Raw genomic sequence first — 13,807 nt, forward strand, 5'->3', positions numbered from 1 at the left:
CGCCACGCACGCATTCAACCGGCATCCCGCTCAACAGTCCGACGCTCCCGTGCTTCGACCCGTGCGCCTTAGATCATGAAAATTCGTGGCCCCTTGATACAGTACGATCGAGGACGTGGCGGCTTTCTCGCCATGCGCAGCGCGATTGTTTCAGGCTCCAGCCACGTCGCCCGGCCGTGCAGCTATTGCTCGATCGATACGGTCATCTCCATTCGCTCCGTGCGCCGCCATCACTCGGCCATGAGCTGCGATTTCATCGGCGTTCGCAAGGATGAAATCGCCTCCCTGCTGCCCAAGCCCTAGCCCGCTGTCCTCCCCGTTCGCCTGATATCGAGCCGCATCGCGCAATGCCGCGCTGCGCCGCGCTGTGCCGTGTTATGCGGCTTTGCTGCGCGCGCGCCTCGCGATGCCGGTCATCACGTACGCCTCATCCGTTCATGCGGATGCCGGGCGCGAAGACGCGCATGCCGTCTCCGAACCAACCCTTGGGAAGCAGGATGAAACTTCACGCAAAGCTCCATTGCACCGCCACGATGCTCGCGCTCGCCGCCATCGCCGCACAGCCCGCCCTCGCGGACGACGCGCAAGTGAACGTCTACAACTGGTCCGACTACATCGCGCAGGACACGGTGCCCACGTTCGAAAAGCAAACCGGCATCAAGGTGCGTTACGACAGCTACGACAGCGACGACACGCTGCAAGCCAAACTGCTCGCAGGCAGTTCCGGTTATGACGTGGTCGTGCCGTCGTCGGCCTATATGGCGCGGCAGATCGAGGCGGGCGTCTATCAGAAGCTCGATAAATCGCAATTGCCGAATCTCGCGAATCTCGATCCGCATCTGATGAAAATGGTCAGCGACGCCGACCCCGGCAATCAATATGGCGTGCCGTGGGCGTGGGGCACGGACGGCGTCGCGTATAACGCGCAGGAAGTGCAAAAAGCGCTCGGCGGCGCAATGCCGCCCAATTCGTGGGCGCTGGTTTTCGATCCCGAGAATCTATCGAAACTCAAAAGCTGCGGCGTGTCATTTCTCGATTCGGCATCCGATGTTTTTCCGGCCGTGCTGCAATATCTGCACCGCAATCCCAACAGCACGAATCCCGCCGATTACACCGCCGCCTACGAGGTGCTGAAGAAAGTTCGGCCCTATATCACGCAGTTCAATTCGTCGGGCTATATCAACGATCTCGCGAACAACGACGTGTGCATCGCCGTGGCCTATTCGGGCGACGCGGGCATCGCGCGGCGGCGCGCGATCGAGGCGAAGCGCCACTATCAGATTCAGTTCGTGAATCCGCAGGAAGGCGGTTTGCTCTGGTTCGACATGATGGCGATTCCGAAAGACGCGCCGCATCCCGAAGCCGCGCTCAAATGGATCAACTACATCGAAGACCCGAAAACGAGCGCGGGCATCACCAACGAAGTGTTTTATCCCACCGCGAATCGCGCGTCGTATCCGCTGGTTCAAACGGCGATCGTAAAAGACGCCAGCACGTTTCCGTCCGACGAAGTCATCGACAAGATGACCGTCATGCGCCCGCAGCCGGCGGCGATCATGCGGCTGCAAAACCGCCTGTGGGCGCAATTGAAATCGGGCACGTAACGGCGTGATTCGCCTGCGCGCGCCCGCTGTTTCCTCTTACTTTTTTATTGCCAACATCATGCGTATTCTGGATATCGTCGATTACTCGCAACCCGCGAAAGAAACGCTCGAATGGGAGCCGAAGCCCGAAGCCGTGCTTGCCGGCCATCCGCGTCAATCCGCCGACATGCATTTCACGAGCCCGTGCGGACAATTGTCGACGGGCATCTGGGCCAGCGAGCGCGGTCTCTGGCGCGTGAATTTCACGGAGAACGAGTATTGCGAAATTCTCGAAGGCGTTTCAGTGCTGCGCGATGAATCGGGCGCGGAAAAAACCGTGCGCGCGGGCGACCGCTTCCTGATTCCCGCCGGTTTTCAGGGGACGTGGAAAGTGGTCGAGCCGTGCCGCAAGGTGTTCGTGTCGGTCGAATTCAAAGGCTGATTCACGCGTGCTGCAATGAAGGCGGATCGGTCACGATCGAACGCAGCGCGGCGCGCGCTTCAGCGGGCGCGTCGCGCAAGACCGCCAGATCCGGCACGGGCCGCGCCGTCGCCGCCTCGCGCGCGAACGCGGCTTCGAGCGCCTGCGCCACATCGAGCAGACGCGCGTCGCCGCGCATCGGCCCGATCAACTGCAAACCGAACGGCATGCCCGCGTGATCGACACCGCAAGGCAGCGACATCGACGGATTCGTCAGCACCGTGACGATATAAGTGAGCGCGACCCAGCGATAATAATTTTCGAGCGGCGTGCCGTCGATCGAATCGCAATACGAGGTCGTCCACGCAAACGGCGTGACCGGCGAGACCGGCGAAACGATCACGTCGTAGCGTGCGAAATGGGCCTGAAATTGCCGATACAGCGCGGTGCGCTGCGTGTCTGCACGCGCCACGTCGGCGAGCGTGAGCGCCCCGCCCATTTCGTAGTTCGCGCGCGTATTCGCGCCGAGCAGCGAAGGATCGCGCTCGTAGGTCTCGCGCAGACTCGCGACGAATTCCTGCGCGCGCACCACATCGAACACGCGATGCGCTTCGCGCAAATCGAAGTCGATCGGCTCGCACTGCCCGACGATGCGGGAAAGCCGTTCGATCTTCGCGCGGAACGTGGCGCGGATCGAAGCGTCGACGGCGCACGCGCCGAAGTCTTCGGTATAGCCGATACGCAGCGTCGCGGGATCGAGGCGCGGTTCGCGCGCGAAGGCGTCGAGCGACGCCGGATAGCTCAGCGGATCGGCGCTCGCATGACCGGCCACGGCGGCCAGTTGCAGGCGCACGTCGGCCACGTTGCGCGCCATCGGCCCGCTCACCCAGTTGGGCGCCCAGCCGAGCACGCGGCGTTCGGACGGCACGAGGCCCGGCGAGGCGCGAAAGCCCACCACGCCGCAGAGCGCGGCCGGAATGCGGAGCGATCCGCCGAGGTCCGAGCCGGTGGCAAGCGGCAGCATGCCGGTCGCAAGCGCCACGGCCGAGCCGCCCGACGAGCCGCCCGCATTCAGCCGCGTATCGAACGGATTGCCCGTGGCGCCCCAGACCGCGTTGCGCGTATTCGCGCCCGCGCCCATTTCCGGCACATTGGTCTTGGCGGCGACGATGGCGCCCGCCGCGCGCAAACGGGCGACGAACGCGTTGTCGCTCGCAGGCACGTGATCGCGATACATCGGCGAACCGTACGTGGTCAACAAGCCGCCGGTTTCTTCGAGATCCTTCACGCCGATAGGCAAACCGTGCAGCACGCCCAGCGGTTCGCCTCGCGCGACCGCCTGTTCCGCGCGGCGCGCTTCGTCGCGCGCGCGTTCGAACGCGGTGGCCGCGAGCGCATTCACGGCAGGCTCGATCGATTCGATGCGCGCGATACACGCATCGAGCAGTTCAACCGGAGACAGCTCGCCGTCGCCGATCAGACGGCGCGCCTCGACGGCGGATAAATCAGCCAGTGCCACAGACATTCGAATCCTTTCATCAGGCCGCCAGTGCGCGCGCCGATTGATCGACGCAGGCGACGATCGCATCGCGCGTATTGAGCAGATGCACGCGCGTCTGTTCCTCCACGGCGGCGGCGTCGCGCGCGCGCCAGGCAGCGAGCAGTTGCGCGTGCTCGTCGTTATTGCTCGCCATGATATCCGGCTGCACGTACATCGACAGCGACACATACGGACGCGCAAGCAGCGAGAGCCCGCGCACGACTTCGAACAACCGCGTGTGCGCCTCGCACTGCATTAGATGCTGATGGAAATCCTCGTTGAGCAAGGCCCATTGCTCGGAACTCGGCGCGGCCTCGCTCATGGCGTCATGGCTCGCCTGCGCCGCGTCGAGTTGCGCGGCGCTCGCATGCAGACACGCGCGCGCCGCGAGCATCGGTTCGAGCATCATGCGCAACTCGTAGATCTCGCTCACATCGTCGGCGGTGAGGCCGCGTACTTCCACGCCCTTGTTCGGATCGATCGCCACCAGTCCTTCGGCACGCAGATCGCGAAACGCCTCGCGCACGGGCGTCGTGCTCACGCCGAGCCGCTTCGCCACTTCTTCCTGGCGCATGCGCGTGCCCGCCTTGTAGACGCCCTGCAAAATCTCCGCGCGCAGCGTGCCGAGTACGTATTCCTGAATCGTGCGATACGGCTTGCCCATGCTGTCTCCCTGGTCGCTCTGGTCGCTTGCTGGTCGCTGCTGGTCGCTTCGTGTTGGCGTTGACGTTATGCGAGCGCCTCGGTGCTCGCCGACGCAAGCTCAAGCTCGCGCCGCGCGCCGATCACCTGCTCGATCCACGCAGCCACGCGCAGCGTCGCAAGATCCTCGCCGAATGCGCCGATGGTCTGGAAACCCAGCGGCAAACCCGCATCGGTCCAACCCGAAGGCACCGTCACGGCAGGCATGCCGAGCAGGCTCCACGGCGCGCAGAACGTGGGGTCGCCGGTGTCGTCGAGTCCTTGCGGCGCGACGCCCGTGGCGGGCACGCTCACGAGCGCATCGCAGCCCGCGAGCAGGTCCGCCGTGCGCGCGCGGAGTTGCGCCTGCAACGCGAGCGCCGCCTGATAACGCGCCTCGGGCATCGCCGCGCCTTCGTCGACGAGCGCGCGCATATGGCCGCTCAACTGCTCGCGATGCGCGCGCGCTTCCGGGCCGACCGCGTGCCACGCTTCCACGCGCAAAATCACCTGCAAGGCATCGACGATCTGTTCGAGATCCGCATCGAGTTCGATCTCGACGATCTCCGCGCCCGCCGCGCGCAACTGCCCAAGCGCGGCGTCGAAATTCACTCTCTGCATGTCCTGCAAACGCGCGTCGAACGGCGTGCGCACGACGCCCAGACGCGGCGGCGCGGCCAGCGGTGCGAACCATGCGCGCCAGGCATCGACGCTATCGATCGCGTCCACGCGCTGCGCCACGAACAACGCATGCGCGAGCGCCGCCACTGCCACATCGCGCGCGAAGAAACCAATATGATCGAGCGACGCCGCGAGCGCATGCACGCCCTCGCGCGAGATCGTGCCGTAGCTTGGCTTGTAGCCCACCACGCCGCAATACGCGGCGGGGCGAATCACCGATCCGACCGTCTGCGTGCCGAGCGCGAGCGGCACGATGCCCGCGCCCACGGCCGCCGCCGATCCGCTCGACGATCCGCCCGGCGTATGGTCGCGACGCCACGGATTCACCGTCGGTCCCGGCTGACGCCAGGCGAATTCGGTCGTCACCGTCTTGCCGAACACCAGCGCGCCGAGTTCACGCAATTGCGCGACGATGGGCGCGTCGGCTTGCGGACGATGGCCGCGCCAGATCGGCGAGCCGTAGCACGTCGGCATATCGACGGTATCGATCAGATCCTTCACGCCCACGGGCAGACCCGCGAGCGGCGCGCACGCATCGGGCTCGACATAGGCCTGCGGGCGATGCGTGAAAACATGCAGCGATTCGAGCGCCTCGGCGCGCGCCACGGCCTCGTCGAGCCGCGCGCGGCTCGCGGCCCGATTGCCGCGCTGCGCGATCAGCGCCGTCACGAACGACGGTTTGGCTTCGTTCATCCTGTCCTTCCCTTCGATGCGTCGGCGCAGTGCGCCGACGCGATAACGGGCGTCCCGGCGCTTACTTCTTCGCGGCGGTCGCGGCAAACGAATTGTCGACGGCACTCGCATAGCTCACGCTGCCAGGCTTGATATTGCCGATCGACTCCTGCAAATCAAGCGCATTGCGAAACGCCTGCTCGGAAATCTCAGGCGTGGGCGCGTAAATGTTCTGATCGATCAGACGGCCCACCGCCGCTTCCACGATCTTCGCATCGAGCGAGGGAAACTCCGTCTTCGCGACTGCCTTGGCGGTATCCGGCGATTGATGAATCAGCGCCTCGGCCTCGCCGATCGACTTCACGAACGCCGCCACCATTTGCGGCTTGTCCTTGATGGTCGAGGCCGCCGTGTTGATGGTCGAGAACGCATAGCCGCCCGGATAGGCCTTCGGGAAGCCGTACACGACCTTGTAGCCCTGCGCGATGCCGGTGTCCGCCTGCGGTTCGTAGACCGCCGCCGCCTGGCTGCGGCCCGCGCTCACCGGCGCGAGTTCGGTGCCCAGTTGCACCGTGTTCAGCGACACCTTCTCGATCTTCTGATCCTTGATCAGACGTTGCAGCAGATACGTGCTGGTCGAAGGCGGCAGCGCCGTGGCCACGCTCTTGCTCGACATATCGGCGGGCTGATGCACGCCCGCGTCGGGCGGCGCGATCACCCACACCGGCACGCCCGCCACCACGTTCGCGACGGCCATCACGTTCGCGCCCTTGAGGTTCGCGAGCACGGCCGTCATCGGATCCTGCAGCGAGAAGTCCGCATGGCCGCCGATCACCGCCGCCACGCCCGCCGCGCCGCTGCCCGCCGTGACCTTCTTCACGTCGAGACCGTTCTTCGCGAAGATGCCCTTGTCGATCGCCACGTAAAGCGGCAAATACTGAATCGACTGAAATGCCTGATACACCGTGACCGGCTCCGCCGCCTGCGCGCAAACCTGAACGCTCAACCCCGTGACCGCGGCCGCAATGGCCATCGCGCTTACTCGTTTCATCGTGTTGACTTCCATGAAATGACCTTTGCTTCCGTGAATTGAACGATCCAGCCCAACAGCGTCGCCATCAGCGTGAGCACGATAATGCCGAGCCACACCGTATTCAGATCGAACAGCGATCCGGCGACGAACACTTCATGCCCGAGTCCCGCCTGCGAGGCGATGTACTCGCCCACTACCGCGCCGATCAGCGCGAAGCCGATGTTCACGCGCAGCGTCGAAAACACCCACGGCAGCGCGCCCGGCACGATCAGCTTCGTGAAGATCATCCACGGCTTCGCGTTGAACGAGCGGAACAGGTTGAGCAGATCCTTGTCGACTTCGCGCGCGGCGGCGCACGAGGAAATCATCGCGACGGCGAAGGTAGAGATGCCTGCGAGCCACACTTTCGACGTCATGTCCGAACCGAACCAGATAACGATCAGCGGCCCGAGCGCGATCTTCGGAATACTGTTAAGGATCACTGATAATCCTTCGGCGACACCGGACACGCGCGGCACGAACCAGAGTAGCAGGCCGAGGCCGATACCGAGGCCGCTGCCCACCACGAGGCCCACGACGGTTTCGTAGAGCGTGACCAGCGTGTCGGGTATCAGCGTGCCGCCGTTCAGGCCTTGTTGCGCGGCCTGCCAGATGCCCGCGGGCGAGCCGAGCAGCTTGCCGTTGATCCAGCCCGCTGTGACCGCCACTTGCCACAGCGCGATCAGCGCCACGACGATGAGCGCGACCGCGCCCGTGGTGCCGAGTTTCGCCGCGCGGCGCGGCTTCGCGCGCCGCCGGGCGGGCGCGTTGGTGGAGATCGCAATATCGCTCATGCCGTGGCTCCCGCGTGCTGGATGGTATGGCTGCGCAGTCCGTTCCAGACGCGCGAATGGAAGGTGCGGAACTCGGGCGCCTCGCGCGCCGAGACCGCCGTGCGCGGACCGTGCGTGGTCAGGCGCACGTCGATGTCGTCTTCGATGCGCGCCGGGCGGCCGCCGAGCAGAATCACGCGGTCGCTCATCGCGATCGCTTCCTCGATATCGTGCGTGACGAGCACGACGCTCGTGCCGCTCTGCTCGCGCAGCGCCATCACGTCGTCTTCGAGTGCGAGGCGCGTTTCGTAGTCGAGCGCGGAAAACGGTTCGTCGAGCAGCACCAGCGTGGGATCGACGAGCAGCGTGCGCGTGAGCGCCACGCGCTGGCGCATGCCTCCGGAAAGCGAATGCGGATACGCATCGGCCACCGCGCCCAAGCCGTAGCGCGCGAGCATCTGGCGCGCGCGCTCGATGTCGGCGGGCTTGACCTTGCGATACAGCTCGATGCCGAGCACGGCGTTTTGCAGCACCGTGCGCCACGGCATCAGCAGGTCTTTTTGCAGCATGTAGGCGATGCGTCCGGCGCTGCCGTCGTCGCGCCTGCCCGCGCTGATCTGCCCCGACTGCGGCTTGATGAGCCCGGAAACGAGATTGAACAGCGTGCTCTTGCCCGCGCCGCTGCGGCCGACGATCGACACGATCTCGCCGCTGCGCACGCTGAAGTCGAGCCGTTCGAAGATCGGCACGTCGACACCGTCGGCAGTCCGAAATGCATGACTGAGCTGCTGGACCTTCAGGCGGTCCGTACCCGACGCGTGCGTCGGAGCGATGGGAGGGGTTGCAAGGGCTGAAACACTCATGGACATCCTCATCGGTACGTGGCGTACGTTTGTGCTGTGCACAACACATAGTGCACAGTCAAAAAGCCATGGCGCAAGTGAAAAAATAATTCCCGCGCAATCGGGATTTCACCTGCTCGATGATGGTGCGTTAATGCGGGTCCGCGAGCGTGAAACGCACCAGACGGGCGTGCGGACGCCGTGCGATGGTGCGTTTTTTGTGGGGCGTGCAACGATGAGGCGCGCTTCGAAAAAAACTGCCGCGCTCAAAATGCAAGACTAGCGAAATCAAAATGCAAGCGCCGCCTGCGCGAACGCAGACGGCGCTTCGATGCTGCCGCAATGAACGATCAGCAGCCGATCAACGAACGATCAACGGAAGCCGCCCGCCGCCAGCAGATGCTCGCCGGTCAGCCAGCGCGCTTCGTCGGAGGCGAGGAACACCGCGACATCGGCGATATCTTCGGGCTGGCCCGCGCGGCCCAGCGGCGTCTTCGCGATGAAGTCCGCGGCCATGTCCGAGCCGGTGATGCCCGCGCTATGCGTGCCTTCGGTTTCCACGTAGCCGGGGTTGATCGAGTTCACGCGGATCTTGCGCGAGGCAAGCTCCAGCGCCAATACGTTCGTGATAGCGTCGAGCGCGCCCTTGGTGCCGGTGTAAATCGCGCTCGCGGGCGGCGTGATGCGCGTGACGCCCGAACTGATATTGATGATGCTCGCGCCTTCGCCCAGATGCTTCACGGCCGCCTGGGTGACGAGTAGCGGCCCGAGTACGTTGGTGTCGAACTGGCGATGGAACTCTTCGGCGGTGATGTCCTCGACCGGCGAGAACGCGTACACGCCCGAATTGTTCACGACGATATCGAGGCGGCCGAATGAGTCGATGGCCGTTTGCACGAGCTTCGCGGCGTCGGCGGGCTGCGAGACGTCGCCGCCCACCGCCGTCGCCTTGCCGCCCGCTGCCTGGATCTGCTCGACGACCGCCAGCGCGCCCGACTTGCTGCTCGCATACGTCACCACGACCGCCGCGCCCTCTTTCGCGAGCGCGCGGGCGATCGCCGCGCCGATTCCTTTCGATGCGCCCGTGACGAGCGCCACTTTTCCTTCGAGCCTGGCCATGACAAACCTCCAATGTGGGTTGAACCGTCCGCTTGCCGCGCTGCGGTTTGCGTCGGTGCTGCACGACAATGTAGAGGTTGCGCCGGGCGCGAAAAAGGCCCTGCCGCCGAATGGAGTGGCCGCATTTTATGAACAATGCGCGAACAACGCGCGAACAACGCGCGTCGTAGACAACACTCAGTCTTCGTGCGGAATCCCCTCGATCGGACACTCCGCCGTGCCGGGCGTGCTGCGCGTAAGCGCTTCGACGCGCTGACGCATCGCCTCGGGGTCCGTCACCCAGTCGCGATAGAAACCGAACGGGCAGGCCGCCACGCCGTTCACGCCGTCGCCGGAATTAATGGTGCCGGTATAGCCGCGATGCAGCAGCTTGTACAGATGGTTCTGCGACTGCATGTTGCGCCGCGCGTCGCGAATCATGCCGAGCGACAGTTCCGCGTATTGCACGCCCATTTCCTCTTCGCCGCATTCGCCGAGCGTGCGCCCGTCGAAACCGACGATCGCCGAGTGGCCGAAGTACGAATACACGCCGTCCCAGCCCGTGGCGTTCGCGACCGCCACGTAGGTGTTGTTCATCCACGCCATCGCCTTCGCGACCATCACCTGCTGTTCTTTCGCCGGATACATATAGCCCTGGCAGCGCACGATCAGCTCCGCGCCGTTCATCGCGCAGTCGCGCCAGATCTCGGGATAGTTGCCGTCATCGCAGATAATCAGGCTGATTTTCAGGCCCTTCGGCCCATCCGTCACATAGGTGCGGTCGCCCGGATACCAGCCTTCGATCGGCGTCCACGGCATGATCTTGCGGTACTTCTGCACGATCTCGCCGCGATTGTCGATCAGCACGAGCGTGTTGTACGGCACCTTGCGCGGATGTTCCTCGTGGCGCTCGCCCGTGATCGAGAACACGCCCCACACATTCGCCTTGCGGCACGCCGCCGCGAAAATATCCGTCTCTTCGCCGGGAATCGTGGACGCCGTGTCGAACATTTCCTGGCGGTCGTACATGATGCCGTGTGTGGAATACTCGGGAAACACCACGAGATCCATGCCCGGCAAACCCTGCTTCATGCCGACCACCATGTCGGCGATACGGCGCGCGTTGTCGAGCACCTCCGCCTTCGTGTGCAGACGCGGCATCTTGTAGTTGACCACCGCGACGCCCACACAATCGCGGCTGCTCGAAATATCACCATGTCGCATGACGCTTCCTCCTTGAATGCGTTGATGCCGCGCGAAGTCCGTTGACGTTGAGTCGCGGACTCGCGCGCGGCGCACCTCAGTGGCTGATCATCCAGGGCCGTCCCGCCGGCCGCTTGAGTCCGTCCGACGCCGCGCCCGCGAGCTTCGCCGCGCCGCCCGAGCAGCAACTGCAACCCGCGCGATGACGCAGCGGCGGTCCGTCGCCGGACTGACGCGGCGCGTGCGCCGCACGCTCGTTGGTCGCGTGCGCGGCGCGGCGCGTGCCCGCCATCAGCGCGAGCGAGGGCGCGCTGATCACGCGTCCGCCTTCCGCGCCGCAGTCGGGACAACGGCACGGTTTTTCGCGGTCCGCGATGCGGCGCATGACGGAAAACGGCCCGCAACTCGCGCACTCGAAGTCGTAGATCGGCATGACAGCTTCCTTTTAAAAACGCCGGCCCGAATTCAGGCTCACGCCTTCACGAGATCCGGCGAACACGGCAGATCCACGCCGCCCTGGATGTGCTGGATCGGACCGTCGGCGTTCGGGCGAATGTCGAAGTCGAAGATCTGCGTGGGCAGCCACAAGGTCGCGCACGCATTCGGAATATCGACCACGCCGCTGATATGCCCTTGCACCGGCGCACAGCCGAGCAACGAATACGCCTGCGCACCCGAATAGCCGAACTTCTTCAGATATTCGATGGCATTCAGACACGCCTGGCGATACGCGGTCGTCACGTCGAGATAATGCTGGCCGCCTTGCTCATCGACGGAAATGCCTTCAAAAATGAGGTAATCGTTGTAGTTGGGCGTGATCGGGCTCGGCTGGAACACGGGATTGCGAATGCCGTATTTCGCCATGCCGCCCTTGATGACGTTCACGCGCATATGCACCCAGCCCGCCATTTCAATCGCGCCGCAGAACGTGATCTCGCCATCGCCCTGACTGAAGTGCAGGTCGCCGACCGAGAGGCCCGCGCCATCCACGTAGACGGGGAAAAACACCTTCGATCCGCGCGACAGATCCTTGATATCGCAATTGCCGCCATGCTCGCGCGGCGGCACCGTGCGCGCGCCCTGCGCGGCGGCTTTATCGCGCGCTTCGCCCGCGAGCTTGCCCATGTGCGCGGTGGCCGCGAACGGCGGATTCGCGAGCGGCGGCACGCGGTCGGGATCGGTGGCGATCAGGCCGGTTTCGCGCGCGTTCCAGGTTTCGAGCAGTTTCGGATCGGGCAGGCAGCCGATCAGGCCCGGATGAATCAGGCCCGCGAAATTCACGCCCGGAATATGGCGCGAACTCGTATAGACGCCGTGAAAATCCCAGATCGACTTTTGCGCGCTGGGGAAATGATCGGTGAGAAAGCCGCCGCCATTCGTCTTCGAAAAGAAGCCGTTGAAACCCCACTGGCTATCGGCTTTCGCGCCGATATCGAGCAGGTCCACCACGAGCAGATCGCCGGGTTCCGCGCCGTGCACGCCCACCGGGCCGGAGAGAAAGTGCACGATCGACAGGTCGATGTCGCGCACGTCGTCGGCGCTGTCGTCGTTCTTGATGAAGCCGCCGGTCCAGTCGTAGGTTTCGAGGATGAAGTCGTCGCCGGGCTTCACCCAGCAGGCCATCGGAATGTCGGGGTGCCAGCGGTTGTGCACCTGTTCGTTTTCGTAGGCCGACTGGTTCAGATCGACCTTGATGAGAGTCTCGGGCATTGCGTTCGCTCCTGGGTTCGCGGATTGACATACGGCGCGGCGCGCGAACGCCGCGCCGCGCTCAGACGGAGAGGTATTCGCGGATGCGGTCGGTGTCGCCCGCATCGCGCGTGCTTTGGTGCACGAAGCGCCCGCCTTCGATCACGAACAGGCGGTCGGCCACGTCGAGCGCGAAGCTCAACACCTGCTCCGAAACGACGATGGCGATATTGCGGCTTGTGCGGATCTGGTTGAGCGCCTTGGCAATGTCCTTGATGACGGACGGCTGAATGCCCTCGGTCGGCTCGTCGAGCAGCAGCACTTTCGGGTCGGTCGCGAGCGCGCGCGCAATCGCGAGTTGCTGTTGCTGGCCGCCCGAGAGATTGCCGCCCTTGCGCTTTCGCATGTCGAACAGCACGGGAAACAGCGCGTAGAGTTCGTCGGGCACGCGCTGGCTCTGCGCGTTTTCGAGGCCCGTCTGAATGTTTTCCTCGACGGTCAGCGAGGCGAAAATCTGCCGTCCTTGCGGCACGTAGCCGATGCCGTTCGCGACGCGGCGATAGCTCTCGTCCTTCGAGACATCGGCGCCGCCCACGCGCACCGTGCCGCGATTGGCGGGCAGCATGCCGATCAGCGCCTTGAACAGCGTCGTCTTGCCCATACCGTTGCGGCCCATCACGGCCACGCTTTCGCCCTCGGCGACAGAAAAGCCGATGCCGTGCAGCACTTCGCTCTGGCCGTAGCTGACGACGAGATCGTCGACTTCCAGCATGATGTGTTCTCCGTGTTGTCGTTCGGTAGCCGAATCAGTGGCCCAGATAAACGTCGATCACGCGCGGATCAGCCTGCACCTGCGCCATCGGCCCTTCCGCGAGAATCTTTCCCTGATGCATGACCGTGACCTTGTGCGCGATGCGCTCGACGAAAGCCATGTCGTGCTCGATCACGATCATCGAGCGATTGCGGCAGATGCGATCGAGCAGATCGGCGGTGAGTTCGCGCTCGCGCACACTCATGCCCGCAATCGGTTCATCGAGCATCAATAGTTCGGGATCCTGCATAAGCAGCATGCCGATTTCGAGCCACTGTTTCTGGCCGTGCGAAAGCAGCCCCGCTTCCAGATCGAGCGCGGCAGACAGGCCGATTTCGTCGGCCACGTCGCGCACGCGGTCGGCCACTTCGGCATCTTCGCGATAGGCGAGTGCGCCGAACACGCTGCGTCCGCGCGGAAACGACACTTCGAGGTTCTGCGCCACGCTCAGGTTTTCGTAGATCGACGGCGTCTGGAACTTGCGGCCAATCCCTTTACGCACACGGCGAAATTCCGCGAGATTGGTGATCTCCTCGTTGCGGAATTTGATGCTGCCCGCCGTTTCCTTCGTCTTGCCGCAGATGAGGTCGAGCAGCGTGGTCTTGCCCGCGCCGTTCGGGCCGATTACCACGCGCAGCTCGCCGCGTTCGAGATAGAGATTGAGCGAATCGATCGCCTTGAAGCCGTCGAACGACACGGTCAGGTCTTCGATCGCGAGCAGAAAGTCGGTATTGCTCATGC

The 13,807-nt window shown here is 64.3% G+C and carries 16 protein-coding genes; 4 read left to right on the forward strand and 12 right to left on the reverse strand.

What is annotated here, in order from left to right; all coding sequences use genetic code 11:
- Window positions 1-75 precede the first annotated feature (75 nt).
- The 3 genes from U4Y88_RS13380 (at window position 76) to U4Y88_RS13390 (ending at window position 2,025) form a co-directional block, all read left to right on the forward strand.
- Entirely contained in the window at window positions 76-303 is a 228-nt protein-coding gene (locus U4Y88_RS13380; protein ID WP_224012617.1) for a hypothetical protein, read from the forward strand.
- Window positions 304-497: 194 nt separating this feature from the next.
- Complete coding sequence (locus U4Y88_RS13385) at window positions 498-1,604, forward strand: polyamine ABC transporter substrate-binding protein (RefSeq protein WP_415774432.1); 1,107 nt, start codon at window positions 498-500, stop codon at window positions 1,602-1,604.
- 58 nt (window positions 1,605-1,662) lie between these two features.
- Window positions 1,663-2,025: a cupin domain-containing protein gene (locus U4Y88_RS13390; RefSeq protein WP_321784464.1), complete on the forward strand. Its 363-nt coding sequence runs from the start codon at window positions 1,663-1,665 to the stop codon at window positions 2,023-2,025.
- 1 nt (window position 2,026) lies between these two features.
- Here the strand turns inward: U4Y88_RS13390 and U4Y88_RS13395 are convergent, their stop codons facing one another.
- The 6 genes from U4Y88_RS13395 to U4Y88_RS13420 all read right to left on the reverse strand — a co-directional run bounded on the left by U4Y88_RS13395 (window position 2,027) and on the right by U4Y88_RS13420 (window position 8,286).
- The gene (locus tag U4Y88_RS13395) at window positions 2,027-3,529 is read right to left on the reverse strand and encodes an amidase (protein WP_321784466.1); all 1,503 of its coding nucleotides are present in this window, start codon (window positions 3,527-3,529) and stop codon (window positions 2,027-2,029) included.
- A 13-nt stretch (window positions 3,530-3,542) separates the two neighbouring features.
- On the reverse strand, window positions 3,543-4,208 hold the full coding sequence (locus U4Y88_RS13400) for a GntR family transcriptional regulator (protein ID WP_321784468.1): 666 nt from the start codon (window positions 4,206-4,208) through the stop codon (window positions 3,543-3,545).
- Window positions 4,209-4,273: 65 nt separating this feature from the next.
- On the reverse strand, window positions 4,274-5,599 hold the full coding sequence (locus U4Y88_RS13405; RefSeq protein WP_321784469.1) for an amidase: 1,326 nt from the start codon (window positions 5,597-5,599) through the stop codon (window positions 4,274-4,276).
- A gap of 61 nt (window positions 5,600-5,660) precedes the next feature.
- On the reverse strand, window positions 5,661-6,629 hold the full coding sequence (locus tag U4Y88_RS13410; protein WP_321784471.1) for an ABC transporter substrate-binding protein: 969 nt from the start codon (window positions 6,627-6,629) through the stop codon (window positions 5,661-5,663).
- Window positions 6,626-7,444, reverse strand: a complete 819-nt coding sequence (locus U4Y88_RS13415; protein ID WP_224012624.1) for an ABC transporter permease — start codon at window positions 7,442-7,444, stop codon at window positions 6,626-6,628. The genes U4Y88_RS13410 and U4Y88_RS13415 overlap by 4 nt, the downstream gene beginning before the upstream one ends.
- Entirely contained in the window at window positions 7,441-8,286 is an 846-nt protein-coding gene (locus tag U4Y88_RS13420; RefSeq protein WP_321784473.1) for an ABC transporter ATP-binding protein, read from the reverse strand. Before U4Y88_RS13420 ends, U4Y88_RS13415 begins: the two co-directional genes overlap by 4 nt.
- Here U4Y88_RS13420 and U4Y88_RS13425 point away from each other — a divergent pair.
- The gene (locus tag U4Y88_RS13425) at window positions 8,285-8,548 is read left to right on the forward strand and encodes a hypothetical protein (protein ID WP_321784475.1); all 264 of its coding nucleotides are present in this window, start codon (window positions 8,285-8,287) and stop codon (window positions 8,546-8,548) included. The two genes, U4Y88_RS13420 and U4Y88_RS13425, sit on opposite strands and share 2 nt — an antisense overlap.
- Window positions 8,549-8,637: 89 nt before the next feature.
- Here the strand turns inward: U4Y88_RS13425 and U4Y88_RS13430 are convergent, their stop codons facing one another.
- The 6 genes from U4Y88_RS13430 to urtD form a co-directional block, all read right to left on the reverse strand.
- Window positions 8,638-9,384: an SDR family NAD(P)-dependent oxidoreductase gene (locus U4Y88_RS13430; protein WP_224012627.1), complete on the reverse strand. Its 747-nt coding sequence runs from the start codon at window positions 9,382-9,384 to the stop codon at window positions 8,638-8,640.
- A 177-nt stretch (window positions 9,385-9,561) separates the two neighbouring features.
- The gene (locus U4Y88_RS13435; protein ID WP_310632657.1) at window positions 9,562-10,587 is read right to left on the reverse strand and encodes an aliphatic amidase; all 1,026 of its coding nucleotides are present in this window, start codon (window positions 10,585-10,587) and stop codon (window positions 9,562-9,564) included.
- 76 nt (window positions 10,588-10,663) lie between these two features.
- Window positions 10,664-10,999: an FmdB family zinc ribbon protein gene (locus tag U4Y88_RS13440; protein WP_224012629.1), complete on the reverse strand. Its 336-nt coding sequence runs from the start codon at window positions 10,997-10,999 to the stop codon at window positions 10,664-10,666.
- A 38-nt stretch (window positions 11,000-11,037) separates the two neighbouring features.
- Entirely contained in the window at window positions 11,038-12,276 is a 1,239-nt protein-coding gene (gene fmdA, locus U4Y88_RS13445; protein ID WP_224012630.1) for a formamidase, read from the reverse strand.
- Window positions 12,277-12,337: 61 nt separating this feature from the next.
- Window positions 12,338-13,027, reverse strand: coding sequence for an urea ABC transporter ATP-binding subunit UrtE (gene urtE, locus U4Y88_RS13450; RefSeq protein WP_224012631.1), 690 nt, complete (start codon window positions 13,025-13,027; stop codon window positions 12,338-12,340).
- A gap of 34 nt (window positions 13,028-13,061) precedes the next feature.
- A complete protein-coding gene (urtD, locus tag U4Y88_RS13455; protein ID WP_310632658.1) occupies window positions 13,062-13,805 on the reverse strand; it encodes an urea ABC transporter ATP-binding protein UrtD in 744 nt (247 codons plus the stop codon).
- Window positions 13,806-13,807: the final 2 nt, after the last annotated feature.

Source organism: Paraburkholderia sp. J94, assembly GCF_905220285.1.
Taxonomy (GTDB): Bacteria; Pseudomonadota; Gammaproteobacteria; order Burkholderiales; family Burkholderiaceae; genus Paraburkholderia; species Paraburkholderia tropica_A.

What these genes read in the sequence shown, in the direction of transcription:
- U4Y88_RS13385 (WP_415774432.1), top strand. Translation starts at nt 498, where the DNA reads ATGAAACTTCACGCAAAGCTCCATTGCACCGCCACGATGCTCGCGCTC.
- U4Y88_RS13435 (WP_310632657.1), bottom strand. Translation starts at nt 10,587, where the DNA reads ATGCGACATGGTGATATTTCGAGCAGCCGCGATTGTGTGGGCGTCGCG.
- fmdA (WP_224012630.1), bottom strand. Translation starts at nt 12,276, where the DNA reads ATGCCCGAGACTCTCATCAAGGTCGATCTGAACCAGTCGGCCTACGAA.
- U4Y88_RS13395 (WP_321784466.1), bottom strand. Translation starts at nt 3,529, where the DNA reads ATGTCTGTGGCACTGGCTGATTTATCCGCCGTCGAGGCGCGCCGTCTG.
- U4Y88_RS13405 (WP_321784469.1), bottom strand. Translation starts at nt 5,599, where the DNA reads ATGAACGAAGCCAAACCGTCGTTCGTGACGGCGCTGATCGCGCAGCGC.
- U4Y88_RS13390 (WP_321784464.1), top strand. Translation starts at nt 1,663, where the DNA reads ATGCGTATTCTGGATATCGTCGATTACTCGCAACCCGCGAAAGAAACG.
- U4Y88_RS13420 (WP_321784473.1), bottom strand. Translation starts at nt 8,286, where the DNA reads ATGAGTGTTTCAGCCCTTGCAACCCCTCCCATCGCTCCGACGCACGCG.
- urtD (WP_310632658.1), bottom strand. Translation starts at nt 13,805, where the DNA reads ATGAGCAATACCGACTTTCTGCTCGCGATCGAAGACCTGACCGTGTCG.
- urtE (WP_224012631.1), bottom strand. Translation starts at nt 13,027, where the DNA reads ATGCTGGAAGTCGACGATCTCGTCGTCAGCTACGGCCAGAGCGAAGTG.
- U4Y88_RS13415 (WP_224012624.1), bottom strand. Translation starts at nt 7,444, where the DNA reads ATGAGCGATATTGCGATCTCCACCAACGCGCCCGCCCGGCGGCGCGCG.
- U4Y88_RS13410 (WP_321784471.1), bottom strand. Translation starts at nt 6,629, where the DNA reads ATGAAACGAGTAAGCGCGATGGCCATTGCGGCCGCGGTCACGGGGTTG.
- U4Y88_RS13380 (WP_224012617.1), top strand. Translation starts at nt 76, where the DNA reads ATGAAAATTCGTGGCCCCTTGATACAGTACGATCGAGGACGTGGCGGC.
- U4Y88_RS13400 (WP_321784468.1), bottom strand. Translation starts at nt 4,208, where the DNA reads ATGGGCAAGCCGTATCGCACGATTCAGGAATACGTACTCGGCACGCTG.
- U4Y88_RS13430 (WP_224012627.1), bottom strand. Translation starts at nt 9,384, where the DNA reads ATGGCCAGGCTCGAAGGAAAAGTGGCGCTCGTCACGGGCGCATCGAAA.
- U4Y88_RS13440 (WP_224012629.1), bottom strand. Translation starts at nt 10,999, where the DNA reads ATGCCGATCTACGACTTCGAGTGCGCGAGTTGCGGGCCGTTTTCCGTC.
- U4Y88_RS13425 (WP_321784475.1), top strand. Translation starts at nt 8,285, where the DNA reads ATGGACATCCTCATCGGTACGTGGCGTACGTTTGTGCTGTGCACAACA.